Annotated in this window: 22 protein-coding genes and 1 pseudogene; 13 read left to right on the forward strand and 10 right to left on the reverse strand. The window is 55.2% G+C overall.

Annotation, left to right across the window (positions count from 1 at the left end; genetic code table 11):
- Positions 1 to 8 precede the first annotated feature (8 nt).
- Positions 9 to 1,445 carry an NAD-dependent succinate-semialdehyde dehydrogenase gene (locus GS632_RS18215; protein ID WP_171238770.1) on the reverse strand — a complete coding sequence of 479 codons (1,437 nt, stop codon included), beginning with the start codon at positions 1,443 to 1,445 and terminating at the stop codon, positions 9 to 11.
- A gap of 260 nt (positions 1,446 to 1,705) precedes the next feature.
- Here GS632_RS18215 and GS632_RS18220 point away from each other — a divergent pair, with 260 nt between their 5' ends.
- Complete coding sequence (locus GS632_RS18220) at positions 1,706 to 2,587, forward strand: LysR family transcriptional regulator (protein ID WP_171180705.1); 882 nt, start codon at positions 1,706 to 1,708, stop codon at positions 2,585 to 2,587.
- Positions 2,588 to 2,683: 96 nt separating this feature from the next.
- Here the strand turns inward: GS632_RS18220 and GS632_RS18225 are convergent, their stop codons facing one another.
- Both GS632_RS18225 and GS632_RS18230 read right to left on the reverse strand, forming a co-directional pair.
- Positions 2,684 to 3,127: a hypothetical protein gene (locus GS632_RS18225; RefSeq protein ID WP_171180543.1), complete on the reverse strand. Its 444-nt coding sequence runs from the start codon at positions 3,125 to 3,127 to the stop codon at positions 2,684 to 2,686.
- A 43-nt stretch (positions 3,128 to 3,170) separates the two neighbouring features.
- Positions 3,171 to 4,103: a nitroreductase family protein gene (locus GS632_RS18230; protein ID WP_348540121.1), complete on the reverse strand. Its 933-nt coding sequence runs from the start codon at positions 4,101 to 4,103 to the stop codon at positions 3,171 to 3,173.
- 173 nt (positions 4,104 to 4,276) lie between these two features.
- Here GS632_RS18230 and GS632_RS18235 point away from each other — a divergent pair, with 173 nt between their 5' ends.
- Together GS632_RS18235 and GS632_RS18240 are read left to right on the forward strand one after the other, a co-directional pair.
- Positions 4,277 to 5,023, forward strand: coding sequence for a sulfite exporter TauE/SafE family protein (locus tag GS632_RS18235; RefSeq protein ID WP_171180545.1), 747 nt, complete (start codon positions 4,277 to 4,279; stop codon positions 5,021 to 5,023).
- A 122-nt stretch (positions 5,024 to 5,145) separates the two neighbouring features.
- A pseudogene (locus GS632_RS18240) lies at positions 5,146 to 5,826 on the forward strand (IS6 family transposase).
- A gap of 801 nt (positions 5,827 to 6,627) precedes the next feature.
- Here GS632_RS18240 and GS632_RS18245 read toward each other — a convergent pair.
- Entirely contained in the window at positions 6,628 to 7,737 is a 1,110-nt protein-coding gene (locus GS632_RS18245) for a ParB N-terminal domain-containing protein (protein WP_171180547.1), read from the reverse strand.
- Positions 7,734 to 9,041 (reverse strand): AAA family ATPase, encoded by a 1,308-nt coding sequence (locus GS632_RS18250; protein WP_171180549.1) that lies wholly within the window; start codon positions 9,039 to 9,041, stop codon positions 7,734 to 7,736. The genes GS632_RS18245 and GS632_RS18250 overlap by 4 nt, the downstream gene beginning before the upstream one ends.
- A 389-nt stretch (positions 9,042 to 9,430) precedes the next feature.
- Here GS632_RS18250 and GS632_RS18255 point away from each other — a divergent pair, with 389 nt between their 5' ends.
- On the forward strand, positions 9,431 to 10,192 hold the full coding sequence (locus GS632_RS18255; protein ID WP_245224505.1) for a DnaA N-terminal domain-containing protein: 762 nt from the start codon (positions 9,431 to 9,433) through the stop codon (positions 10,190 to 10,192).
- Positions 10,193 to 10,245: 53 nt separating this feature from the next.
- Positions 10,246 to 11,292, forward strand: a complete 1,047-nt coding sequence (locus GS632_RS18260; RefSeq protein WP_171180550.1) for an aromatic ring-hydroxylating dioxygenase subunit alpha — start codon at positions 10,246 to 10,248, stop codon at positions 11,290 to 11,292.
- 26 nt (positions 11,293 to 11,318) lie between these two features.
- On the opposite strand, the gene GS632_RS18265 is transcribed toward GS632_RS18260, so the two are convergent.
- The gene (locus GS632_RS18265) at positions 11,319 to 11,561 is read right to left on the reverse strand and encodes an N-acetyltransferase (protein WP_171180552.1); all 243 of its coding nucleotides are present in this window, start codon (positions 11,559 to 11,561) and stop codon (positions 11,319 to 11,321) included.
- Between the two features lie 308 nt (positions 11,562 to 11,869).
- Entirely contained in the window at positions 11,870 to 12,748 is an 879-nt protein-coding gene (locus tag GS632_RS18270) for a LysR family transcriptional regulator (protein ID WP_171180554.1), read from the reverse strand.
- A 96-nt stretch (positions 12,749 to 12,844) separates the two neighbouring features.
- On the opposite strand from GS632_RS18270, the gene glyA reads away from it, so the two are divergent.
- Both glyA and GS632_RS18280 read left to right on the forward strand, forming a co-directional pair.
- The gene (gene glyA, locus GS632_RS18275) at positions 12,845 to 14,152 is read left to right on the forward strand and encodes a serine hydroxymethyltransferase (RefSeq protein WP_171180556.1); all 1,308 of its coding nucleotides are present in this window, start codon (positions 12,845 to 12,847) and stop codon (positions 14,150 to 14,152) included.
- A 168-nt stretch (positions 14,153 to 14,320) separates the two neighbouring features.
- Positions 14,321 to 16,336 (forward strand): DEAD/DEAH box helicase, encoded by a 2,016-nt coding sequence (locus GS632_RS18280; protein WP_171722237.1) that lies wholly within the window; start codon positions 14,321 to 14,323, stop codon positions 16,334 to 16,336.
- Between the two features lie 121 nt (positions 16,337 to 16,457).
- On the opposite strand, the gene GS632_RS18285 is transcribed toward GS632_RS18280, so the two are convergent.
- Together GS632_RS18285 and GS632_RS18290 are read right to left on the reverse strand one after the other, a co-directional pair.
- Complete coding sequence (locus tag GS632_RS18285; RefSeq protein WP_171238743.1) at positions 16,458 to 17,555, reverse strand: Gfo/Idh/MocA family protein; 1,098 nt, start codon at positions 17,553 to 17,555, stop codon at positions 16,458 to 16,460.
- 12 nt (positions 17,556 to 17,567) lie between these two features.
- Entirely contained in the window at positions 17,568 to 18,278 is a 711-nt protein-coding gene (locus tag GS632_RS18290; protein ID WP_171180711.1) for a GntR family transcriptional regulator, read from the reverse strand.
- Between the two features lie 107 nt (positions 18,279 to 18,385).
- On the opposite strand from GS632_RS18290, the gene GS632_RS18295 reads away from it, so the two are divergent.
- Genes GS632_RS18295 through dctP form a run of 6 tightly spaced genes read left to right on the forward strand, consistent with a single transcriptional unit; the run spans position 18,386 to position 23,962 of the window.
- Positions 18,386 to 19,540 carry an LLM class flavin-dependent oxidoreductase gene (locus GS632_RS18295; protein ID WP_171180562.1) on the forward strand — a complete coding sequence of 385 codons (1,155 nt, stop codon included), beginning with the start codon at positions 18,386 to 18,388 and terminating at the stop codon, positions 19,538 to 19,540.
- A complete protein-coding gene (locus tag GS632_RS18300) occupies positions 19,540 to 20,430 on the forward strand; it encodes an aldo/keto reductase family oxidoreductase (RefSeq protein WP_171180564.1) in 891 nt (296 codons plus the stop codon). Before GS632_RS18295 ends, GS632_RS18300 begins: the two co-directional genes overlap by 1 nt.
- Positions 20,430 to 20,945: a flavin reductase family protein gene (locus GS632_RS18305; RefSeq protein WP_171180566.1), complete on the forward strand. Its 516-nt coding sequence runs from the start codon at positions 20,430 to 20,432 to the stop codon at positions 20,943 to 20,945. The genes GS632_RS18300 and GS632_RS18305 overlap by 1 nt, the downstream gene beginning before the upstream one ends.
- A gap of 53 nt (positions 20,946 to 20,998) precedes the next feature.
- The gene (locus GS632_RS18310) at positions 20,999 to 21,586 is read left to right on the forward strand and encodes a TRAP transporter small permease (protein WP_171180567.1); all 588 of its coding nucleotides are present in this window, start codon (positions 20,999 to 21,001) and stop codon (positions 21,584 to 21,586) included.
- On the forward strand, positions 21,587 to 22,876 hold the full coding sequence (locus GS632_RS18315) for a TRAP transporter large permease (RefSeq protein WP_170337175.1): 1,290 nt from the start codon (positions 21,587 to 21,589) through the stop codon (positions 22,874 to 22,876). It abuts the gene before it with no gap.
- A 24-nt stretch (positions 22,877 to 22,900) separates the two neighbouring features.
- Complete coding sequence (gene dctP / locus GS632_RS18320; protein ID WP_171180569.1) at positions 22,901 to 23,962, forward strand: TRAP transporter substrate-binding protein DctP; 1,062 nt, start codon at positions 22,901 to 22,903, stop codon at positions 23,960 to 23,962.
- 32 nt (positions 23,963 to 23,994) lie between these two features.
- Here the strand turns inward: dctP and GS632_RS18325 are convergent, their stop codons facing one another.
- A complete protein-coding gene (locus GS632_RS18325) occupies positions 23,995 to 24,465 on the reverse strand; it encodes a tetratricopeptide repeat protein (RefSeq protein WP_171095376.1) in 471 nt (156 codons plus the stop codon).
- Between the last annotated feature and the right edge of the window lie 13 nt (positions 24,466 to 24,478).

The raw sequence follows: 24,478 nt of genomic DNA on the forward strand, positions 1-24,478 counted from the left end.
ATTTCTTGTCAGGCGTCCAAACCGGCAACGCACATGTATTTGACAGACAGGTAATCCTCCGAACCCTGACTACCGCCTTCCTTGCCCATACCGCTTTCCTTGAGTCCTCCGAACGGAGCTTCGACGGTCGTGATCAGGCCGGAGTTGATCCCGATCAACCCATACTGAAGCCCATCATTTAGCCGAAAAGTGCGCCCGAGCGATTTGGTGTAGGCGTAAGCTGCAAGGCCGAACTCGGTGGCGTTAGCGGCTTCAAAAGCTTCTTGTTCGGTCTCGAACTTGAAGACAACGGAAAGCGGGCCAAAGATCTCTTCGGTTGCGCATTTCATGTCGGCGTTTGCAGCGGTGATCACTGTTGGTTCAAAAAAGGTGCCGCCTATCTCGTGCCTTTTGCCACCAGAGACGATTTTGCCACCCTTGGAAGTCGCATCCGCGATCATATCTTCCACTTTCTCGACGCCTGCCATGTCGATCATCGGCCCTTGTGCGACACCATCATGCGCGCCATCCCCGACAACCAATTCCTCGGACGCCTGCTTTAGCCGCGCGACAAAGGCGTCGTGAATACAAGCCTGTACGTAGAAGCGGTTCGTGCACACGCAGGTCTGGCCCATGTTGCGATACTTCGCGATCATTGCCCCTTCGATAGCCGCATCAATATCTGCATCGTTAAACACGATGAACGGTGCATTGCCCCCTAGCTCCATCGACACTTTCTTGAACGTGTCTGCAGATTGGCGGATCAACACTTTGCCAACGTCTGTTGACCCGGTAAAGGTGACCTTGCGCACATCAGGGCTGGCCATCATGGCTCCGGCGATTTCTCGGGCGGAGCCGGTCAGGATGCTGACGACACCGTCAGGAAAACCGACATCCTGGCACAGCTTGACCCAGGCAAGACCAGAATAGGGCGTAGCCGTCGCTGGTTTTGCAACTATCGTGCATCCTGCGGCAAGCGCGGGTGAGGGCTTTCGCGCCAACATGGAGGACGGAAAATTCCACGGTGTGATTGCCCCCACAACTCCCACAGGATGGCGTGTCACCATGAGTTTGCGATCGGCGGTCGGAGACGGCACAATCTCGCCTTTGGCGCGCCGCACCTCTTCAGCAAACCAGCGCACATAGGCCGCGCCGATGGCAATTTCGCCACGCGCCTCGGCAAGCGGCTTGCCTTGCTCTGCTGTCAGCAGCTGCGCCAGGATTTCCTGGTTGTCCATCAATGCGTCGTGCAACTTATGCAGCAGACCAACACGGAAAGACAGATTGCTGGTTGACCAGCCGTCGAACGCTTCCGTCGCTGCCGCAATCGCGCGATTGGTCTCGCTTATACCGCAACTAGGCACATGTTCGATGACTGTACCAGTTGCCGGGTTCGTCACCGAAATGGTCTCACCGCTTTCCGATCCGCTCCAAGCGCCGCCGATCAAGTTGGCCTGTTGCAACATGTCACCATAGTCACTCACGGAATTTCCCTCTAAACAAGCGATGAGAAGCGCACCGGACACAGCCGAAAAGCCACGATAGTGACTCTGATTAACAGTAAGACAATCTGTAAATAAGCGAAAAAATATTTATATTAAATTTAGTAAAGCTTTCAAAATACCATTTGGTCGTTATAGAGACAGTCATTAGCTCGTGCGGCCCCAAGGCCCCAAGCGGCCCGACATTGGCTGAAAAATCGACCCAATGGGTGAAAGGATTGGACATGACGATCCGGCAACTCCGAACCCTAGTTGCTATTGCAGACACCAAAACATTTGGTGAAGCCGCGAATGTCATTCACGTGACCCATGCCGCGATCAGTCAGCAAATGCAGGCACTTGAGGCCCAGCTGGACATTGAACTGTTTGATCGGAGCACGCGCACGCCAAAGCTTACCCCAGCGGCGCATCTGATCGTTGCAAAGGCCCGAACGCTAGTCGATGCTTATGACAATCTGGTACCGTCCGCCTTAGAAGACGGCGGCCTCAAAGGCATTATCACTCTTGGAACTCTGCGTACGACACTGACAGGGCTAACGCCAAAGGCGATGGCAGCCTTGAAATCCAAGTGGCCCGAAATTGGGCTTCACATTCGCCCTGGGCTGACAGGCGCCTTGCTAACAGAGATTGAACGTGGAGGCCTGGACGCTGCAATTGTTGTCAAACCAAACTTGATGCCTGCCGGTCTCACCTTTCGAGAACTGGCGCAAGAGCCAATGCAACTGATCGCATCCATCGACGAAACAGAAGTGGACCCGGTGGTTCTTTTGAAATCCAAGCCATTTATTCGATTCGATAGGAACGCTGTTGCAGGGACTCTAATAGACAATTGGCTTCTCTCGAAACGTATTCAGGTGGCTGAGACAATGGAATTGGATAGCCCAGAAGCGATTGTATCGATGGTACACGCCCGCCTTGGTGTATCCATCGTCCCTGATCTTGCGGTCAAGCCGTTTGATGCCGTCCCAGTAATGCGCATTGGCCTCGGCCCGGATGCGCCAATAAGAACGCTCGGCCTAGTTTACAGAGACAACCAAGTCAAAAAACGGGTTCTCGACGAGTTATTCGAGGCGCTCATGCATGCCATTGAGATATCGCAAAAGTGACAATCGCGAAATAAGGAAAGTATCTTGTTTCAAGAGCCGTCTCACTTTGACCTGATGAAAGAATATCACGGTAGTGAATCCGAGAAGGTATTTGCTTCAGTCCATTAGCGACGTGACAAATTTTCTGATTTCTGCCTTCGCATACCTGTTGCGAAGGAAAATAGGAGCTGCAACATAAATGATTGCGGCGACCATTATGGCACCCAAGCACCACTCCGGCAGAATGAAGACCAGAACGCAGCAGAGCAGGATCAGTCCTACGTCAACCCACCAAGATCCTTTATTGGGCAACGGAGAAAAAATGGTTTCGGCCGACAGTACTTCAGTTTCGTGTTCTGACCTTGCAAGTGTTGTGATAGCTCGGTACCCGTAAGCGTCAAAGCAAACCTTGTTGCGACTCCTGGGAATCAATTGCCAACCGTGCTGCACCGCAGTCCGCGAAATGTATTCCTCCAAAGCCCACTGTGAAGAAATTTGTTCGCCCATTCTGAATTGTTGGCAAAGGACGTTCTCTGGCTCGTGTGTTACGACTTCTGACATCAACCCTCCGCGTCCTGAAGTGCTTAGCATCCTAGCGTACAAATCAATTAAGCTCGAAGCCGCATGACCTAACGTAGTTACCAAAGTCAGCACGTTCGGGCTCGCTATACTGCCGAACTTTGTCTTCAGACCAGGAATACCTTTCGCTGTCCGCAAATTTCTTTGGAAATCTCTGTTTTTCATAGGGCTGCGACGTCGCGCGCTCTTCATCGTATTGCACAATTGTCTCCTTCAAATTGACCTCCCTATAATGGTCGACGTGACATGTGACCTGTAGTGGCAGCCGCTTAGAGATCTTCGGCGTTTGCGCGGGAAAACCAAATGCGAGGCCCGCAAATGGAAAAACATGGTCCGGCAGATCAAGCAGGTCAGAGACCGCCGCAGCCTTGTTTCGCACAGCGCTGATCGGGCAGCAGCCGAGTCCAAGCACTTCCGCCGCTGTCACGAAAGCGCCCAGCGTAATCGCTGCATCCCCCGTTGCATTGAAAAACGCGTCAAGATGGTCGTTTGCGAAGGGGACACCATGCCATTCGTGCAACAACCTTTGGCGACGGTTGTTGCCGCAAATGACGGCAATCATCGGCGCATCCGCGACCCAAGACTGACCCGACACAAGTGTTGCAAGACGTCTTTGGATATCTTCGGATTCCAGCAAGATGATATCACACTGCTGCAGATCGCTCTTTGTGGGCGCGGATAGGGCGATCGCGGAGATGGTGCGGACCCAATCGGATGGGATTGGCTTGTCCGTGAATGCACGACAAGAACCACGGGCCGCCATGGAATACAAAAGGTCCGATTGTGCGGTGCTTTCAACTTGTGAAGGTGCATCGCTGAAACGCGCCGCGAGGGCGCGTTGCAAGTCCGATTGGGGTGCCTTCGACATGCTGGTCCTTCTCTTTAGCTGCTTGTTTCTTAAAGTACACATAGAAGCTGAACGGTTTTTTGCTTGCTTAGCAACTGCAAGATGTTCCACCGGCACACGCGCCGCGTAGTTTCTTTTCCGTCATGAACGGCAATTGCCTGTTCGCACATAAACCCGCAAGCATTGCCGAAAATGTATCACCGCGCTAAGATACGCCGAAACCTGCGGCTCTCAAGCTTTGCCGCGAAAGCCGCGACAGGCAGATAAAGTAAATCGAAGCAGCAATGCATGACATTTCCCTGATCGCGTTTGCCAGCGCCGTCCTGCTGCTGGCAGGCGCAGTGAAAGGTTTCATTGGGCTGGGAATGCCGACCGTCGCGCTGGTTCTGTTAACGTTTAAGCTCGACGCAAGATCCGCCGTCACATTGATCCTGATCCCAATGTTGCTGAGCAACGTCTGGCAATTCTGGCGTGGACCTGACATGGTTGGATGCGCGAAACGGCATTGGCGCTACGCGGCCATTTTGATCCTATGCGTCGCTGGAACCGTCTGGTTCAGTCAATCCACTCCAGATCGGTTTTTGCGCGCTGTGCTAGGTGCGTTTGTACTGGCGTTTTGCTTTTTCAGCTGGCGTGACATGGTGCCTCCGATCCCGTCAAGCACAGTGCGCTTGTTCGAAATAATCAGCGCTTTGGTTGCCGGGCTGGTTGGTGGGTTGACTGCCGCATGGGCGCCACCATTGGCTATGTACCTGACCGGTCTCCGACTGGAGCGTGACGCATTTGTTCAGGCACTCGGGTTCTTAATCACGGCTGGTAGTGTGTCCGTTTTGGCGATGTTCATAGCTGTCGGGCACAGTTCGCAAGCGGATCTGGCAGTCTCGGTCTTCTTGCTGGTTCCGACCCTGATTGGGTTTTCCGCAGGTGAGCGGTTGCGGCATAGGGCAAATTCCGAAGCCTTCAAAGGCTTTTTCTTAGGCGCATTTTCGCTGCTGGGGGCGAATTTGTTGTTGGGCACTCTCTGGGGGTAGTGCGCAGCGGAATCATCGCACGCAGCACTGCGTCTGGATCTGTTGCAAACTTTTGACTGTTGACGCTCATAAGTTCTTCGAGTGATTGGATATCGAAATATTGAAGTTGAAAGTTTGTTATTATGATCTCTTTCAAAGGCGGGCAGTATCCGAAAGATGTGATCCTCTTCGCAGTGTTTTTCTATGTCCGATACGGTTTGTCATATCGCGATCTGGAAGAGATCATGCATGAGCGAGGCGCTGCAGTAGATCACACGACGCTGAACCGCTGAGTGACGCGGTATGCAGGCGCAATTGCTGAAGCGGCGCGTCGTCGAAGGGGGCCGTGCGACCGCTCCTGGAGAATGGACGAAACTTACATCAAGGTGAAAGGAAACTGGGTCTATCTCTATCGAGCTGTCGACAAGCACGGCAAGACGCTTGATTTCATGCTTTCGCAACGTCGAAACAAACCCGCGGCCACCAAGTTCTTTGCCCGAATGCTGGAGGTCAACGGCCTTCCGAGAAAGATTGTCATCAACAAAAGTGGAGCTAACACCGCTGGCCTCAAGGCCACCAACAAGATGCTGAAAGGTTTTGGTTGCCAGGTCCCAATTGAAATGGTCAGGCGAAAATACTTGAACAACATCGTGGAACAGGACCATCGTTTCATCAAAAGACGAACCCGCCTGATGTTCGGCTTCAAGTCTTTTGCTTCGGCATCAGCGACTCTGGCTGGCATCGAGGTCGCGCACATGATCCGTAAAGGCCATTTCACACCGGGACTCTGCCCGTTTCGTCAATTCTCCGAGTTGGCAATCTGACCCGGAAGCGATCGCAGATCTATTTGGCCGACCTAAAACTTTGCAACGAAACCGTGTCAACTCTTCGGTCAGTAAGAAACTTTGCAACAGATCCCCCTAGATAACACAATTTCTTGCTTAAGCTTATTTTAATGATCATTTTTTAAACTTATTGCACGTTACACGACACCTCACGTAAGCGCACCTTTTCTCACTCTTGGAGCATTAAGAGCCAAGTCGTAGCTGAGCGCTGGCAGAGAACGAGGCAAGGACGGTGTTGAGTACCCTGCCCTAGACCAAGGTTCAACTTGACCAAAACGTAACTCAAACAAAAAACTCCGCTCTGCGGCTGCCAATATTTGCCAAAACCTTTTGTCTAGCACATGACAAACCTTGCTGCGTGGCTGGACCCCCCAAAAGAGTTGCACAAGTTGGATGGTCTCTAACTGAAATCAATATCGTAAACCGCCAGACTCCACGCCCCGAGCTAAAGGCAAGAAGCATAGGAAAATCAGTGGAGCATCACATGAGTGTTTCAAAAAAATTGCTGCGAGCGGTGGTAACGTTATCCTTAGAAGGGCTGCATTCCAGAGGATTGGTTTAATCGCCAGCTTCAAACTTTGGCTTAGTTCCACGTTTGTGCGCTGCTTTGCGAAAAATAGCTTCTGCCTCAGCATAGGCCCTCAATGCCCGCTCTATCATACTCAAAACGAACTAGCTTGGCCCGATCCTGGATGCCGATACTGGCCCCGGCTTAATACGTCTCCAACAAAAAAGGCGCGAACTGCAGTCCGCGCCTTTGATAGATTACTGCCCTAATTCTTACCCGTGGGTAAGGTCATCTTCTTCAGGCAAAGCTTCAATAAAAGCGGCGATCGCCTCTTCCAGTTTGTTGCGATCCACCCGCGTGAAGTCCAAGTTGTATTTCAACTCAATACGCCCGCTGGAAGCAGAGCATTTCGCAACCCCTGCCCGGCCGGTTACTTGAAACGTAGTTTTCGCACGCCGAGGCTTACTGGAGCTTTCACCCTTAGGCTTCTTGTCTTCGCTGGCCTCTGACGCCCCTAAAAAAGACCTGAGAATCGCGACCTCGCGAACGCCGTCACGATCCGGTTCGCTCATCAACGTCTCGCTCACCTGCCGCACAAGATTTGGCGTTGCATCGAACTTGCGTTTAAGTTCCACGCCGACATTTCGCGGAATGTCATTTGGATGCATCAGCACTTTGTCCAACATCCTCAACAAACTGGCAAACGACCTGATATAGCTGCGCTTGGTGTAGCTTGCCGACTTGAACAACGTGGAAACGGCCTTGTCCACGTCCGGGCAATCATTTGACGGGTTTTCTGCATACGCTCGTGCGAGTGCGCCCATTTCCGCAAATGAGATATCCTTACGGATCAAGTTTTCATCCACCATGCGACGGTAGCTGTTGTCGAGGTCACTAGCCTCTGAAATGCCCGCCGGAATTCGGGCGTACACGTCCTTACCCGTTTCATCGAGCAATGCTCGATAAGCAGATAGGCGACGCATCCCTTGGATGAGTTCGAACCGCCCATCCGAACGACGTTCAAGTCGGATTGGATTGGACAGCCCAATGTCCCGAATAGAATCTTTGAGCTCGTCCAACTCTGGATCCGGTCCAGGCTTGCGATCTCGTGTCAGCTTTTCGGTCAAGACATTGGCCAGAGGTACATGTTCAGTGACCAAACCTTCGTTCCGAAGGCGGACCAACTCATGTGCCAGGCGATCGTTTTCTGCTCGAATGGTTTCTTCTGTCGATTGCTGATCCCGCAATGCATCGGCATTTTCAGAAATCGCCGCTGCCATCGGACCTCGGCGCTTCTCAAGAACTTTGTCCGGCACTTTCCCGACAGGAATGTCGTCCATTGCCGGTATGTCGATATCGAACATTCTGCGCTTGCGGCTCATGCCTCATCCTCCAGCTTGTCCCAGGCCGACAACATGACGCCCCGGAATTCTTCATATACGTTGTCAAATGTCGAACGCGCTCGACGCCAGGTTTCCCGTGTCATCTCGCGATAATCCATTTCATAAACCGAGCTAAGAAAGCGGCCCGACTGCTCAACTGCGCGAGTCATTTCCACCGGGTGCTCGGCGACGTGCTCACCAAAGACCTTTTTGAAAGCCTCGAACATCGCATGGTGAAGAGCGTTACCCGGCTCATATCGTGTGAGTAGGAACCGCAACTCACAAAATGTTTTCGGCAAGCCGATCTTACCCGTGGGTAAGGTTTTGTCGAAGCCGTAAGCCAGATCCTCCAGCGCCTCGGCAAGCTGACCTATGAAAGACGTGGTGGAATCGTACTCCCAGTATCCCGGGCCCGATGGAATATAAAGCATGTCAGCAGCAAAGACGGCATTCATGGATTGATAACCAATGGCCGGAGGACAATCGAAGATGATCAGGTCATAGGCATCATCGGGGATTTGATCCAGATATCGCGACACAGCCGCAAAGAATGACCACTCAGGGTTAAGATGCCGATACTGCGCCGAAGCAAATTCAACGAAGGCAGCATTGGCACAGGACGGGATCGCGTCGATCGTGGACCAGGAAGTCTTTCTGATGAAGTCCGAGATTCTGAGGTCACCAAGACCCATATCTGTAATTGACGGCGGCAGTTCACGGCGGGGTAGGGCAGTCCCTGATTGCGCGGCAACGGGGCGATTGTTCATACGTTCCGTTTCACGGATTAGATCCCGGGCCATGATGCCCCAGACAGTATAATCCTCGGCCACATCCGTAAGACCCATCGAATGGCTCAGCGTCGCCTGTGGGTCAAAGTCCACCACAAGCACACGATACCCATCCAGTGCAGAGGCGTGCGCAAGATGTAACGCCACGGTCGATTTTCCAGCTCCGCCCTTGAAGTTGGCAACAGCAGCGCGAATGGCGCGCTTGCCTTCGGGGCGCGGGGGCATCAGGGACTTCCGGTTCACCTTGAGACGTCGTCGCAACTCGTTCACCTCTTCCAGGCTGAACCACCTCTGGCGCCCATCCGGCTCGACCTCGCCACTGGGCAGGGACGGATCCGCCGCCAATTTGCCGCGAAAGGTCGACTGGTTGACTCGGAAGATCAGCTCGGAAACCTCCCAGCTTGAAAACCGGCGGAGTGTCTTCTCCATTTCGGGGCTAAAAGTCTGCTGGCGAATCCAGCCCTGCAGCTTGAGGGATTGGTTGCGCAATGCGCTCAGGTCTTCGTGCGTGTACATGCCTCTGATCTCTATATTTGGAACGTAAATTTCTGTTCGTTTCCTATTTACGACCGATTTGCACTTTACGCAAAAGAAAATATCATGAAACTGCAACCTTACCCACGGGTAAGAAAACAAGGCGTCTAAGCGCAAAAGCGATTCGGGAGATTCGGCCGCGCCGCTCAGCGAGTCATGTACCAGGAACCTCGTTATTTAGGGGGACAGGGAACTGTCAAATCCTATATATAGGGGGACATTAGAACTCTTTAAGGGGACGTACTGCATGTCCCCCTTCACCAGTGATTCACCAAATTCTTTTCTTTTTTGAAGGATGACCGACCTAAAGGTTGCCTCGACTTCAGACTCTTCTTGACAGAATCGAAGGTTTGGACGCTAATTAGGCCAAGATGGCGAAAAGCGTTGGAAAACAGCGCGGACATGGCGGGATAAACCCGTCTGAGGCAGAAGAAGCGGTGAGAACGGGTATGCAACTGGCTAAACCGGTCGGGCGTAATGCGGCGGCCTTAAAATACGATATACTCTCTGCGCTGACCATTCACGCCTTGTCAGGAGACAAACATCGACAGCGTAGTGTTCTGCGTATCATCGCCTTGATTACGACCAGATATAACTGGCGCAGCAATGAATTGTCGATTGGACGCGAAGAAATTTCGCGCCTTTGGGCAGTGAACGAAAGGACAGTAAAGCGCGAAATGTCCAAATTTCGCGCATTAGGGTGGGTATCCGTCAAAAGGCCTGCGGCGCGTGGCAGAGTCGCCGTATACGAGATTGACCTCAAACAGATCATGATCGACACGCAAGAGGTGTGGCCGATCATAGGTTCGGACTTCCATGCGCGTATGATGCATGAACCGGAGCCGGAAACAAATATTGTGCCGTTCACGATGAAACCCGCGCCCACCGAAGATGGCGAGAGCGATGTCTGGTCACAGGTCCAGTCGAATCTTCATGAACGAGATCCAGAACTGTGGGCAAGCTGGTTTCAACATTTATCCGAAGCTGAGCGGGCAGGGGGGACTGTGACCCTCGTTGCTCCTTCGCGGTTTATGGCTGATTACATTTCTCAAAAGTGGAACCAACGTTTGCTCGCAGCCTATAGCCGGGTCGATCCCAGCATTAGAGTTGTGCGGGTGGAGTCGGCGGAGTGAGGGGCATCCGCCCATACTGGCGCAAGCCATCTGACCAACAGGAGAGCTCGTCCATGTTTCTGAAAAACTGCTGGTATGTCGCCGCTTGGAGCAAGGATATCGGGCGCGAACTGAAGGCCGAGACCTTTCTAGGCGAAAACATTGTGTTCTACCGCCAGCAGGACGGCACCCCCGTCGCGCTTGAGGATGCCTGCCCGCATCGCAAGCTGCCGCTGTCTAATGGCAACCTGATTGGCGATGTTGTGGAATGCGGCTATCACGGTCTGAAATTCGACTGCTCGGGTAAATGCACCGATAGCCCGACCCAGCGCGGTATGACCCCGCGTAGAGCGGTTGTAAAATCCTACCCGGTGGTGGATCGCTATCGCTTTCTGTGGATCTGGATGGGCGACCCGGATCTGGCCGATCCTGACAAGATTTTCCCGATTGATAACTTCGATGACCCAAGCTGGGGCAAAACCGATGGCGGGGTGATGGATATTGACTGTCACTACCTGTGGGTCTGCGACAACCTGTTGGACCCAAGCCATGTAGCCTGGGTTCATGTGTCGTCCTTTGCAGGTGCAGGCACGGATGAAGAGCCGTTGGATGTGAATAGAACAGATCGAGGCGTAATCGTTTCGCGCTGGATCGAGAACAAGCCGCCGTCGCCTTATTACGCGAAACTGGTGGCCTTTGACGGTGATTGTGACCGACTGCAGCACTATGAGATGTGTATGCCTGCGATCGGGCTGAACAAATCCATCTACACGCCCGTCGGGACCGGAGGCTATGATAAGCAACCGGTTGCTGAGACATTCATCAACATCTCTTACAACTTCATGACCCCGATTGATGAGGATCGAACCCGGTATTTTTGGTTCCAGCACCGCAATTCCGATCCCGACAATGCCGAGGTGTCCAAATTCATGAATGATGGCGCGCGGATGGCGTTTCTTGAGGACAAAGAAGTGTTGGAAAAGGTTCATCTGGGCATGAAATACGCCAAGACGCCCCATATTGATCTGGGACTGGACGCGGGGGCCAAACTGTTCCGGAAAGCTTTGAACCGCGCGATTGAGGCTGAGGCTGGACCGATCGACATGGTTGAGCGGTTGTAAGGCTTGCTGGTCGGTTCTGAAACCCACTAGGCATCGAGAGGAAAGTGAAACCGGGGATGCACCGCATCCCGCCGCTCGAATCCGCAAGCCAGGTAGGCGGCTTGGGCTTTTGAATTGTCGGGGTGGGTGCCGACCATCATGTAGGAGCAGGACAGCGCGCGCGCCTTGTATATTGCGCCTTCGATCAGCCGCCGCCCGACGCCCATGCCGCGATGGGGCCGTTCGACAAAGGGGTGGTGCATGTCGATACCACGACGACCCAGCTGCAATTGGCTGAGCGGGCTCAGGACGGTGTAAGCTTCGCGACAGTAGCACAGCCATTACTTTCTCGAAGTAGGAAGAGTTGGAAGCTTGTCTTCTAACAAACTTCGATCATACGAAAGTGGCTGACTGCACACTTAGCAGACAGGTTCTGAAGTCAATATCAGCGTCGGCAGGTAGATCGAGTTCCAAAACTGTCAGCGCCCAAAGCCGCCCATCGCGGCAAGCCCCAACCGCAGTTTATCGCTCAGAAAAGGTGAAATCCAACCCAATTAGCGGAAGCAGAGACAGTTCAATCTTTGGCGTAGATGATTGTTCAGTCTGACAGCAATTGAACAACTTGGCCCGTTTCAGGTCTGCGTCTCGATTGTTCTGGCATTTCGATCACAAGAGAACGACCTGTATGGCAGGATTGACTATGCACGGGCGTCAAAGCACCAGAAGCTAAAGCTTCTTCGATCAGACACATATGTCCGATCAACATGCCTGCGCCGGCCTTGGCCTCTTCGACGGCAAGGCTGTAGAGCGAAAACTGAGGTCCACTTTGATCATCGCGCAGTTTATACCCAGTATTTTGGGCCCAAGTGGACCAATCGTCTTTCCAAGCCTGATCATGCAGTAGTGGAATGTCTTCAAATCCGTTTCCGCCTCGGGCGCGATCCAGAAGCGTAGGCGCGCAAACCGGAGCGATAATGTCCTTGCAAACAGCGATCTGCCTTGGCGATCCATCCGGCACGGCGAAGAAGATCGACAAATCGAACAGCTCACGCCCAAGAGTGGGCGGAGTTTCCATGGCTGTTACAGAAAAAGTGATGTCTGGCAATTGAGCTCTGATCTGACGCAGACGCTTGGGCAGCCAAAGTTGGGCAACACTGGGCAGGGATGCGATGTGAAAATCGGCCTTGGGCGTTAAGTTGCGCAACGCTCGGGCCGCATCGGCCACTTGGTCAAAGGCCGAGGTGAAATCCGCGACAAGTGACTGCCCTTCAGGGGTGAGCTCAACGCCCTGGGCATTGCGGCGAAACAGCGGGGACCCTGCCCAACCTTCCAGTGTTTTTATGTGTTGAGATATCGCGCCCGGTGAGACGCTCAACTCTTCGGCTGCCGCGGCAAAGCTTACGTGGCGCGCAGCAGCCTCAAAGGCGCGCATGGCGTTCAGAGGTGGTCCATTCGGGCGATTAGGAACAACGCTCATTTCAGAAGCCTTAGTTTTTCTACGCCAAGAAATATCAATTCTGCTTTGCGATGTCACGCGGCAGTCGTCACATTGAGAAAAACAGGAGATCGTCAGATGACACTTGCGCAAAGAGATTGGGTGCCCGCCGTAAGCGAAACCTTGGTTCAGGACATCGCAACAAAGGCCGCTGCGACACCGTCGGGTGATCTATTGGCCCGGATTGAGCATTTGGCAGAGGAAAACCGTCGCATCCACGAGAAAGAGTGCTTCAACCTAAACCCGGCAACCAATGTGATGAACCCCAAAGCCGAACTGCTTTTGTCTTCAGGCATTGGGTCGCGACCTTCCTTGGGTTACCCCGGCGACAAATATGAAATGGGGCTGGAAGCAATCGAAGAGATCGAAGTTATCGCCGCAGAACTGTGCGCCGAGGTTTTTGATGCCCAGTTTGCCGAAGTTCGCGTGCCTTCAGGCGCCATTGCCAACCTCTATGGGTTTATGGCGACTTGCAAACCAGGCGACACAATAATCGCTCCTCCCGCCTCAATTGGCGGGCACGTTACCCATCATGTAGCTGGTTGCGCCGGACTTTTTGGTCTGCGAACAATCGAAGCACCTGTGAACGCTAATGGCTACACCGTCGATCTGGATGGGTTGCGCGAACTGGCGAAGTCTGAGAGGCCCAAGCTGATCACGATTGGCGGCAGCCTTAATCTGTTTGAACATCCTGTGGCCGAGGTCCGCGCCATTGCGGACGAAGTAGGAGCATGGGTTATGTTCGACGCCGCCCATCAGTGTGGCATCATTGCCGGACGCGCGTGGTCCAACCCGTTGAAAGAAGGTGCGCATTTCATGACTATGAGCACCTATAAGAGCCTTGGTGGTCCGGCTGGGGGTCTGATCGTTTCAAATGAAGCCGAAATTGCGAAAGCGCTGGACGCGATAGCCTTTCCCGGCATGACTGCCAATTTCGATGCAGCCAAGACTGCTGCTCTCGCCGTCACGATGTTGGATTGGAAGGAATTTGGTTCGGCCTATGCGCGCGAGATGATCGCCATGTCACAAGCGTTGTCCCAAGCGTTGCACGAGCAGGGTGTTCCGATCTTCACTTGCCGGGATGGTTTTACAAATTCCCACCAATTCGCGGTTCTTGCGAAGGCTTTCGGCGGAGGTCAAACAGCATCCAAAAAGCTGCGGGCAAGCGGGTTCCTCGCATGTGGCATCGGCTTGCCGGTCGAACCCGTAGAGGCGGACATGAACGGCCTGAGGATCGGCACCCCAGAGTTGGTGCGGTGGGGTATGAGGTCCGACGACGCTGAGCGTTTGGCCGATCTGATCATGCGCGGCCTGAGTGGTGAAACTGTTCTAGCAGAGGTTTCCGACTGGCGCAGAGAGTTCGACCAGCTGCATTTCGTGAATTGAGATCAAAGCGGCCGTTTGAGTTGACCTCTCGAATTCCGGTCGCTTTGACAACATCCTTGGAGACGGCAAAGGGACGATTTGCCGCCGATCGTACTTGTTGGGTCGAGCGGGCTGTACAATCTCTGTCATCACCGTTAAGGGCGTGATCTTTCTTCTGCAAGGTGATCTATGCACAACCCCTTCGACCTGCCCAAGACGCTTTCGCAGGCGTTGACCCAAAAGGGTTACAGCGAACTAACACCCGTTCAAGTCGCGGTGACACAGCCTGAACTGGGCCAGCTTGATTTGTTGGTGTCAGCGCAAACCGGATCGGGAAAAACGGTGGGTTTTGGCTTGGCGATTGCGCCAGATTTGTTGGACGGCGATGGCCGATTTGATCGCCCCGCGTCCCCTTTGGCTTTGGTCATTGCGCCCACACGTGAATTGGCCATGCAGGTGCAACGGGAATTTGACTGGCTGTTTTCTGAGGCCGGGATCGTTACCGCATCCGCCGTTGGCGGCATGGATGCGCGTGCTGAACGCAGAGCGATCGAGCGCGGCGCGCATGTCATTGTCGCCACGCCCGGTCGACTTAGGGACCATGTCTCTCGGGGTGTGATCGATCTGAGCGATCTCAGGGCTGTCGTCCTGGATGAAGCGGACGAAATGCTGGACATGGGGTTCTCGGAAGATCTGGAGTTCATTCTGGACCACACGCCTGAAAACCGTCGCACATTGCTATTCTCGGCAACGGTGCCGCGCGGTATCGCCAAGCTTGCCCAGACCTATCAAAAAGATAACGCTCGCCGCATTGAGCTCGGCAACAAAGACGCCCAGCACGCGGACATTTCCTATCTTGCGCTGTCTGTGGCCCCGTCTGATATCGAAAAGGCAATCATCAACCTTTTGCGTTTTCATGATGCGCAAACGGCGATCATCTTTGCCAATACCCGGTCTATGGTGGCCCGCCTTACAGCGAAGTTTTCCAACAGAGGGTTTTCCGTGGTTTCGCTTTCGGGTGAACTGAGCCAAACGGAACGCACCCATGCCTTGCAGGCGCTTCGTGATGGCCGCGCGCGTGTTTGTATCGCAACAGATGTGGCTGCGCGTGGCATTGACCTTCCCCGGCTTGAGCTTGTGATCCACGCAGATCTACCATCCAATGCGGAATCTTTGTTGCACCGGTCCGGGCGGACGGGCCGTGCCGGACGAAAGGGTACATCCGTACTGATTGTGCCGGGGCGTCAAAGGTCAAAGGCACAGCGCCTATTGAAATCCGCCAAACTGGAGGCCGAATGGGGTACGCCACCCTCCGCCGAGGAGGTGCTTGCGCGCGATGAAGAAAGGCTGATGTCCGATCCGGGATGGGGTCAATCTCCAAGCGCCGAAGAACAGGCCTTTGCCCAACGCCTTTTGCAAGAACACTCTGCCGAGAAAATTGCTGCGGCGTTTCTGCGTCTCTACCGCGAGCGCAATTCCGCGCCCGAGATTTTGGGTGATGTGCCCGAACCGGGTGCCCGCAAAAAACGGGACGCTTCGGATTTCGGGCCCAGCACTTGGTTTTCGCTGTCTTTGGGCCGCAAACAACGCGCCGAGCCGCGATGGCTGCTGCCCATGCTGTGTCGTAATGCGGGGATTTCCAAAGATGCAATTGGGGCCATTCGTGTTCAATATCAGGAGACATTCGTTGAAATCCTGACCGATGCCGTGCCTGCGATGAAGAACGAGCTTGGCCCAGAGCTTGACCTTGAGCAGGGCGCGCGTTTGACCGAATTGCCCGGCGTCCCGGATTTCGACGCCTCACCAAAAGGCCCCCCTGCGGCACCAAAGACGCCGCGTGCAGATCGCAAAAAGGACGTATCGCGTCGCGACTCTAAGCCCGCTGTGGATCCAAACGCCGCTGAATCCGAACAGAGCGCGAAAAAGCCCTCAAAGCGCCAGGATAACGTTGACAAACCACAGTCTGGCAAGCCGAAGCGGAACCATGGCAAGAGCCAGGGCAATCCTGAGAAGAAAACAACCGTCAAAAGCAACGGTATCGAGACCAAGCGGCGCAAGAACGCGGCTGATCCGTCAAAACCCATGGGTTCTCGGAAAGAACGCGCCAAGGGCCGGCAGGATGGCGACAAACCCAAACGCTTTAAGGTGCGCGCAGGAAAAGGCCCGGATGCGCGGCCGATGCGCAAAGGGTCACGGAAAAAGTGAACCCCATTGTTGCTTTCTGGTGGCATTGCAAAAGGTGCATCAGCCGAGCCATATGATGGATGCGATAAGCCGGGTTGGGATCCAACTGATCTTAAAACCCAACCCGGCGCGTCTTTGTGATCTATTCGCCTATTCGTACGGTTTCGCCGCTTTCTATCGCTTTTTGTGCCGCGTGTCCCATCCGTACGGCCCAAAGACCGTCCTTCAGGCTGACGTCCGGTTTGGCCTTTTCACCGCGCAGCACGGCCAGAAACCCTTCGTGCTGATAAAAGGTTGACCCATTGTGGTCTCCGGCCGCCAATATTCTGGCGTCTACGGGTACATCTATTGTCGTGGGCCCCTTGGGGCTGCGGGGGCTTACAATAACTTTGGGCACTGGTGGTTCCCCCAGATGATCCGGCCAGAAGCGCCCTGGGCCGGGAACCAGCGCCTCGACCTTGGCCTTGGCTCCAACAGCCGAAATTTCTTCCTGATACCGGGAGCCTTCTGCAAACATGCACAGCTCTAACATGGCCCGTGCGCCCGAGGCGAAATCGACAATGACGTACCCGTGGTCCAGAATATCGGGTGTTTCGCCTTCGTAGCTTTCGTCCAGATGGTTGACGGCTTGTCCGCCGCTTGCGGTCACACGCACCGGGTCGGATTGCAGGATCAAGCGCATGAGGTCGAAGAAATGGCAGCATTTTTCGACAAATGTGCCCCCGGTATTGCGATTGAACCGGTTCCAGTGGCCGACCTTTTCCAGAAATGGGAAACGATGCTCGCGGATAGACAGCATCTTCACGCCACCTGTTGCTTCCGCCTTGTCGATCAATGCAGCAATAGGGGGCATGTATCGGTATTCCATCGCTACCCAGATGGGGCAGGGATAGCTACGCTCAACCTCTTCTAACCGGGCCGCATCCTGTGGGTCGGTGAACAACGGCTTTTCCACCAACAACGGCAGGGGTCGCGTTTCGGCCACTTCGCAGATCTGGTCTACATGCAAGTGATTGGGGCTTGCGATGACAAGGCAATCCAACTCCGCGACTGCCAGAAGCTCTTTGACCGAGCTCACCATCGCGGCATCCGGTGCGATGGCTTTGGCAGCCTTTGCCATCACCGGATCCGGCTCAAAGATCGCCGCCACGCGCGTCCGTTCCAACAGGCCGATATTGTGCAAGTGCTCTTGCCCCATCATGCCGCATCCAATCAGCCCGTAGTTGATGGTTCGGGTCATGCGTGTTTCCTTTTACTTCAAACGTTGGACGTAGTTGGCCCGATCTGGGTCGAACCATGTTTTTGAGAATTCAACGGGTTCAGCGGTCTCTGACCAGCTGAAACGCTCGATATACCCCACTGTTTGGCCTGCTGGTTTGGTGAAGCTTTCGGGCGTCCAATCGGGAAGCGATTGGACCGAGACCCTGTCTTCGGCCCGAATGATCCAAAATCCCAATTGGCGTTGATAGTAGCGGTAAAGAGAGTCGGACAAGAGGGTCCGGTCGATCAAACCTGCTGATTCGTCCAGCCAGATTTCTTCGACGGCTATGATTGTGTCATTCAAGTAGCGCATCCGACGCACGCGTGATCCGCGGGTTGACTGTCCGAACGGGGGCAGATCGGAAGGTTTTTCCAAGTGATCCACCGACAGGATATCCGCGCGCGGCAAGCCGCCACCTTTAGGCAATTCAAGCCGGAACATCGCATAGACGCTGTTCTGTGTTCCTGTTTCCCGAATGTAATTGCCCGAGCCTTGGATGCGCTCGAGCATCCCCTTTTTTTCTAGCTCGGCGAGCGATTTTCGCAGCGTCCCGACCGAGACATTTAGTTCTGCGGCCAGCTCGCGCTCGGGTGGCAGGCGCTCGCCGTCTATCAGCCGACCCGCCGCGATGTCGCGGATCAGAAGCTCCGCAATCTGGATGTAAACCGGAAGGGCATTTGGGTTTCGATTAGCAGAGGGCACAGTCAGTCGCTTCACTTAGTCGCGGAAAAAATTGATACACTATTGATCTACATCAAAGCGATTGCTACGCAAGAGAAAAAGCAAACGCTGCGCGGAGACCGACTCAGATGACTATCGTCCCCATCACTTCCCCTGATCTGGATGCGGCAGAGGTCTCGTGGTTTGCTGCGCTCTGCTCGGACGACTACCAGTTCCTTGGAGTGCCCGATGGCGATCTGCGGTCCAGTTGGGCGCATTGTTCCGGCATCGTAAAAGAGGCCGAAGCGCAAGGGTTCCGCAATATCCTGTGCCCATCCTCTTATCAGGTTGGCCAGGACACGCTGAGCTTTGTCGCGGGCTGCGCCCCGATCACTGAAAAGATTAATATGTTGGCTGCCGTGCGGTGTGGTGAGATGCAGCCCATCATGCTGGCCCGCACCATCGCTACGCTGGATCACATGCTGAAGGGGCGGTTGACGGTCAACATCATCTCATCGGACTTCCCCGGTGAGAAAGCCGATAGTGCGTTCCGTTATCAGCGATCGCGCGAAGTGGTTGAGATTTTGAAACAGGCCTGGACACAGGATGAGATCAATCACGCCGGCGAAGTGTATAACTTCTCGGGTCTGACAACGGATCCTGCGAAACCCTATCAGACTGGCGGGCCACTGTTGTATTTTGGTGGATATTCACCTTCGGCTTTGGATTTGTGTGGTGAACATTGCGACGTCTACCTGATGTGGCCCGAAACCAAGGATCAACTTGCCGAACGGATGAAGGCCGTTCACGCTGTGGCCGAGAACTACAACCGCACGCTGGACTACGGCCTGCGTGTCCACATGATCGTCCGCGATACCGAGGCTGAGGCACAGGAATATGCGGATTACATCGTCTCGAAGCTGGATGACGAATACGGTCGCGCCATTCGTGAACGGGCGTTGGACGCGACGTCGCTGGGTGTGGCGCATCAGGCCAAGAACCGCGATCTGGCAGATGAGTATGGCTATGTCGAACCCGGTCTCTGGACTGGTGTTGGCCGGGCGCGGTCTGGCTGCGGTGCTGCTCTGGTCGGATCGACCGATCAGGTTATGTCGAAGATCGAGGAATATCAGAAGATGGGCATCCGCGCTTTCATATTCTCGGGCTACCCGCACATGGATGAGGCCAAGCACTTTGGTGCTCGGGTGTTGCCCAACTTGAAGACCTGCTCGCTGCCCGAAGCTTACGGGCGCGTGCCAGCAACGACCCCAGCGACCCCACTGGGCAACGGAGAACGCCGCTGATGCAACGTGTGAAATTATCTGACTCGCTTGAGATGAGCCGTCTTGTCTATGGCATGTGGCGGCTGGGCGATGACAGCGACACGTCCACAGGGCATGTGGTAGCCAAGATTCAGGCTTGCTTGGATCAGGGCATCACCACCTTTGATCAGGCCGACATTTATGGTGGTTACGCAGCCGAAGCTGTTCTGGGCAATGCCTTGCGCGCCAACCCGAGCTTGCGCCAGAAGATGGAGATCGTCACCAAATGTGACATCATCGCCCCGGTGGGCCGTTACGCGGATGCGAAGGTGAAATACTACGACACGTCGCGCGCCCATATTCTGAAGTCGGTCGATACCTCGCTGACAGAAATGGCCATTGACCATATCGACCTGCTGTTGATTCACCGCCCTGACCCGCTGATGGACCACAATGAAACTGGTGCCGCTCTGGACGAGGTTGTCGCCAGCGGTAAGGTGGGCGCTGTGGGTGTATCGAACTTCCGCCCGTGGGACTGGTCGCTGCTGCAATCGGCGATGAAGACCAAACTGGTCACCAACCAGATCGAGATCTCGCTGGGCGAGATCAGCCCTTTCACCAATGGCGATCTGGCGTTTCACCAGCAACACGGCCATCCGCTGATGGCGTGGTCGCCGCTTGGTGGCGGCCTGTTGATGGCCGGAAACCCTCCGGTCGGCGTTGTGGCCGATGAAATCGCAGCCGAGTTCGGTGTGGATCGCGCCGCCGTCGCTGTGGCTTTCCTGCTGGCACATCCGGCCAACATCCTGCCGGTTCTGGGAACCAACAATCTGGATCGGATCAAACGCGCCTCGGACGCGTTGAAAGTCAAACTGGATCGCGAAACCTGGTATCGCCTCTATGAGGCGGCACTGGGGCATGAGGTACCATGATGAACGCAATCTCAAAGGACATGAACCACACCTTCGTTCCACATAAGGACGACACCCGTACCCTGCGCGACGCCTTTGGTCGCTTTGCCACTGGGGTGACCATCGTCACCTGCGACAGCGCGGATGGTCCGGTCTGTATTACGGCCAATAGTTTCTCATCCCTGTCATTAGACCCGCCGCTGATCATGTGGGCGGGTGACCGCAATTCGCGGCGCTTCCCCTATTTCCAAGAGGCCCGTCATTTCAGCGTTCACGTACTGTCATCCGAACAGGCCGAGCTGTGCTTTGGCTGCTCCAAGGATGCCTTCGCCCTGCGCGACATCGCGCATGAGCGCTGCGAGAACGGAACGCCGTTGTTGTCGGATTGCCTGGCGCGGTTTGAATGCGAACAACATGCATATCACGATGCGGGCGATCACGTTATTGTTGTGGGAAAAGTTCTTAGGGCCAGCATGGCGGACGGAGACGCGCTGACCTTTTATGCCGGGAAACTCGGCCAATTCGCGCAGCACTAAGCGCGATCTGACGGCCGTGGGACATACCCGCGGCTGAACAAGGGAGGATCCGCATGGGCGGACTGGCATCGGTGCTTGTGCCGATTGCATTCGTGAACGAAACCGTGCTGCGTCTGGGCCGCGCGGTTGGTGTCGTTGCGATTGCACTCATGGTCATTGCAATCCTGATTCAGGTGTTCTTCCGATATGTTCTGGGCAATGCGCTGCCCTGGCCGGATGAGGCCGCGCGGTTCTGCATGTTGTGGATGACCGGTCTGATGGCCCCCACGGCGTTTCGGCGCGGGGGTTTTGTGGCCATTGATATGCTAGAGCGCTTTTTACCGCGTTTTATTGGCCAAACGCTGAACCTCTTCCTGTTGGTAATCTCGCTCGCCGTGCTTTTGGTCGCCGTCAATATCGGCTGGTCCGAAGTGACTGGCTTTGGCGGTAGGTTCGCCACCGCAGCGCTATACCTGCCCACATCTTTCGGGTTCGACGAATGGTACCGCATCCCGCGTAGCTGGATGATGGCCTCGCTGTTGGTGGGGATCATCTTGCTGATCTCGGTGAATATCGAGTTGATCCTGCGATCTTTCATCACTCTGCTGGGCGGAGGTCACCTGTTGCCCGAAATTCCTGATGCGGCAGTGGGGGCCGAATAAATGCTGATCTGGTTCCTGCCCACCTTTCTGATTTTTCTGCTGATCGGTCTGCCGGTCTTTTTCGCCCTTCTGGCCGCGCCCGGTATCCTGCTGTGGCTGAATGGCCAAACCAACGACATCACGCTGCTCTACCGCAACGTCTATAACGGCATGGACAGTTTCCCGCTGATGGCGATCCCCTTCTTCATGCTGGCCGGAGAGCTGATGAACCGAGGCGGCATCACCATCCGTCTTGTCGAGTTTTCACAGGCGCTTATGGGCCATCTGCGTGGCGGTCTGGCACATGTGAACGTGCTGAGTTCGATCCTGTTTGCGGGCTTGTCCGGCTCGGCAGTCGCAGACACCTCCGCCCTAGGGTCCATGCTGATCCCGGCGATGGAGAAACAGGGTTATACCCGTAAATTCGCTGCGGCGATCACAGCGGCAAGTTCGGTGATCGGACCGATTATTCCGCCCTCGGGCATCATGATCATCTATGCCTACGTCATGGGCGAAAGCGTGGCTGCCCTGTTCCTCGCGGGTATCGTCCCCGGTGTGATGGTTGGTGTCGGCCTTATGCTGATGATCAAACTGATGGCTGACAAATATGACTTCCCGGTCGCCAGCCGGAAATACACCTGGCCCGAGCGTCGTCAGGCCAGCCTTAAAGCCTTCTTCCCGCTGATGACCCCGGTCATCATTCTGGGCGGTATTCTCGGCGGTATTTTCACCCCGACCGAGGCTGCAGCCGTCGCCGTAGGCTATGCTTTCATCATCGGCTTCTTCGTTCTGCGCACTTTGACATGGAAAGAGGTGCCCGAGGTTCTCAGCAACGCAGGCATGACCTCGGCCGTCGTGCTGCTGCTGGTTGGTGCGGCGATGGCGTTCAAAACTGTGGTCAGCCTCAGCCATGCGCCCGAGCAATTGGCTTCACTGATACTCAGCCTTTCGGAAAACCCGCTGATCCTACTATTTCTGATCAATCTGCTGCTTTTCATCGTCGGTATGTTCTTGGACGCCGGTCCCGCGATCATCATTCTCGGGCCCATCCTTGGCCCGATCTTCACCAGCCTCGGTGTTGACCCAATTCACTTCGCCATCATCATGAGCGTCAACCTGACCGTTGGTCTGGCCACCCCACCGATGGGCTTGGTCCTGTTCGTGGCCGCCGCCGTGTCACGCGAACGGGTTGAGACCATCGCCAAAGCGATCCTGCCATTCCTGGCGGTCGAAATCATAGTGATCTTCCTGATCACCTACATCCCCGCACTATCCATGACCATCCCGCGCATAACGGGGTTTGCCAACTAACTGAGTTCCACAGGGAGGAAACGCATGCTCAGAAACTTTATCAAAACCGCAGCGGTGGCCACATCGTTGGTGGCCGCGTCTGCCGTGGCCGCCACAGCCGCAGACTACACGCTGCGCGCCACTGCCAATTCGAACGAAAATGACGAGGACTACGACGGCCTGATCGTCTTCAAGAACTATGTCGAGGCCGCCTCGAACGGTGCGATCGAGGTCGAGCTGTTTATCGGCACGCAGCTATGTTCGAACGGGGCCGAGTGCTTGCAAGGTGTGGCAGACGGAACCATAGACATCTACATCTCCACCTCCGGCGGTGCGTCGGGCATTTTCCCATACGTGCAGGTTCTGGATTTGCCATATCTGATGGCCGATGACCGCATTGCAGAACATGTTCTGTCCGGTGACTTCACCCGTACCATGCGCAACATGGCGCTTGAGGACTCGGGCGGCGCGATCCGTTTGATGACCATTGGCAACACCGGTGGCTGGCGCAACTTCGCCAACACGCAGCGCCGCATTGCCGAGCCTGCGGATATGGAAGGGTTGAAAATCCGCACCGTGGTTGCTGACCTGCCGCAGGAATTGGTCAAAGCGCTGGGCGCCTCGCCCACCCCAATCCCGTGGCCCGAACTGTTCACCAGCTTCCAGACCGGCGTTGTTGAAGGGTCCAAGAACGGCATCACCGACATCATGGGCATGAAATTCCCGGATGCGGGTCTGCAGTACGTCACGCTGGACGGGCATGCATACATGGGTGCGCTGTGGTGGATGAACAACGCCAAGTTTCAGGAGATGCCCGAGGACATGCGCCGCGTCGTCGTTGACGGCTTCTATGCGCTTCAACAGGCTACCTTTGCCTCACCCAAGCGCAAGTCGATCCAAGCCTATGAGGATTTTGTCGCCGGTGGCGGCGATCTCTATGTGCTGACACCTGACCAGAAGGCTGCGTTCAAAGAGGCCGCAACGCCGGTCTATGACTGGTTCCAGTCCAATGTTGCCCGTGGGGATGAGATCTTTGTTGCGTTGACAGATGCGGTGGCGGCGGCTGAGGCCGATGTGAACGCGTCGCGCGATGCGGATCTGAACTAAGCTTCCGGGTCGGGCCCCTTAAGGCCCGGCCCTTACCGAAACGGGTACATCCACCCTTTGTAGTCGTTCACCAGAACATGCGCCCTTTCGATCTGCTCCGGCGACATTTTCTTGATTACTTCCTCAAGGCTGATCGCTGCGTCGGGATCGCCGCCAATCGCGCTGAGCGTGTACCACATGTAAGCCCTGACCAGATCAGGCGCGGGCATCCCAAGACCCAGCTCATAATACCAGCCAACCCCCGACTGGGCCCCCGGATGCCCCTTCATCGAGGCGCGCAGATACCATTCGAACGCGCGCTCATAGTCCCGTTCGACGCCCAGGCCCAGCCCGTACATCACGCCGATCAATTCCTCGGCCTCGGCATTGCCCGAGCGGGCGGCGGGCAGCAGTTCTTTGCGCGCGGCCTCAAACTCGCCGGCCTCCATCAAATCGCGCGCCTGTTCCAGTTCGGCGAGCGCCGGGCTGGCAAGCAGACAAAGGGCAAGTACAAACTGGCGCATGGGGTTGCTTTCC

The organism is Ruegeria sp. HKCCD7296 (assembly GCF_013110775.1).
Taxonomy (GTDB): domain Bacteria; phylum Pseudomonadota; class Alphaproteobacteria; order Rhodobacterales; family Rhodobacteraceae; genus Ruegeria.

What these genes read in the sequence shown, in the direction of transcription:
- GS632_RS18215 (WP_171238770.1), bottom strand. Translation starts at nt 1,445, where the DNA reads ATGTTGCAACAGGCCAACTTGATCGGCGGCGCTTGGAGCGGATCGGAA.
- GS632_RS18220 (WP_171180705.1), top strand. Translation starts at nt 1,706, where the DNA reads ATGACGATCCGGCAACTCCGAACCCTAGTTGCTATTGCAGACACCAAA.
- GS632_RS18225 (WP_171180543.1), bottom strand. Translation starts at nt 3,127, where the DNA reads ATGTCAGAAGTCGTAACACACGAGCCAGAGAACGTCCTTTGCCAACAA.
- GS632_RS18235 (WP_171180545.1), top strand. Translation starts at nt 4,277, where the DNA reads ATGCATGACATTTCCCTGATCGCGTTTGCCAGCGCCGTCCTGCTGCTG.
- GS632_RS18245 (WP_171180547.1), bottom strand. Translation starts at nt 7,737, where the DNA reads ATGAGCCGCAAGCGCAGAATGTTCGATATCGACATACCGGCAATGGAC.
- GS632_RS18250 (WP_171180549.1), bottom strand. Translation starts at nt 9,041, where the DNA reads ATGTACACGCACGAAGACCTGAGCGCATTGCGCAACCAATCCCTCAAG.
- GS632_RS18255 (WP_245224505.1), top strand. Translation starts at nt 9,431, where the DNA reads ATGGCGAAAAGCGTTGGAAAACAGCGCGGACATGGCGGGATAAACCCG.
- GS632_RS18260 (WP_171180550.1), top strand. Translation starts at nt 10,246, where the DNA reads ATGTTTCTGAAAAACTGCTGGTATGTCGCCGCTTGGAGCAAGGATATC.
- GS632_RS18270 (WP_171180554.1), bottom strand. Translation starts at nt 12,748, where the DNA reads ATGAGCGTTGTTCCTAATCGCCCGAATGGACCACCTCTGAACGCCATG.
- glyA (WP_171180556.1), top strand. Translation starts at nt 12,845, where the DNA reads ATGACACTTGCGCAAAGAGATTGGGTGCCCGCCGTAAGCGAAACCTTG.
- GS632_RS18280 (WP_171722237.1), top strand. Translation starts at nt 14,321, where the DNA reads ATGCACAACCCCTTCGACCTGCCCAAGACGCTTTCGCAGGCGTTGACC.
- GS632_RS18285 (WP_171238743.1), bottom strand. Translation starts at nt 17,555, where the DNA reads ATGACCCGAACCATCAACTACGGGCTGATTGGATGCGGCATGATGGGG.
- GS632_RS18295 (WP_171180562.1), top strand. Translation starts at nt 18,386, where the DNA reads ATGACTATCGTCCCCATCACTTCCCCTGATCTGGATGCGGCAGAGGTC.
- GS632_RS18300 (WP_171180564.1), top strand. Translation starts at nt 19,540, where the DNA reads ATGCAACGTGTGAAATTATCTGACTCGCTTGAGATGAGCCGTCTTGTC.
- GS632_RS18305 (WP_171180566.1), top strand. Translation starts at nt 20,430, where the DNA reads ATGAACGCAATCTCAAAGGACATGAACCACACCTTCGTTCCACATAAG.
- GS632_RS18310 (WP_171180567.1), top strand. Translation starts at nt 20,999, where the DNA reads ATGGGCGGACTGGCATCGGTGCTTGTGCCGATTGCATTCGTGAACGAA.
- GS632_RS18315 (WP_170337175.1), top strand. Translation starts at nt 21,587, where the DNA reads ATGCTGATCTGGTTCCTGCCCACCTTTCTGATTTTTCTGCTGATCGGT.
- dctP (WP_171180569.1), top strand. Translation starts at nt 22,901, where the DNA reads ATGCTCAGAAACTTTATCAAAACCGCAGCGGTGGCCACATCGTTGGTG.
- GS632_RS18325 (WP_171095376.1), bottom strand. Translation starts at nt 24,465, where the DNA reads ATGCGCCAGTTTGTACTTGCCCTTTGTCTGCTTGCCAGCCCGGCGCTC.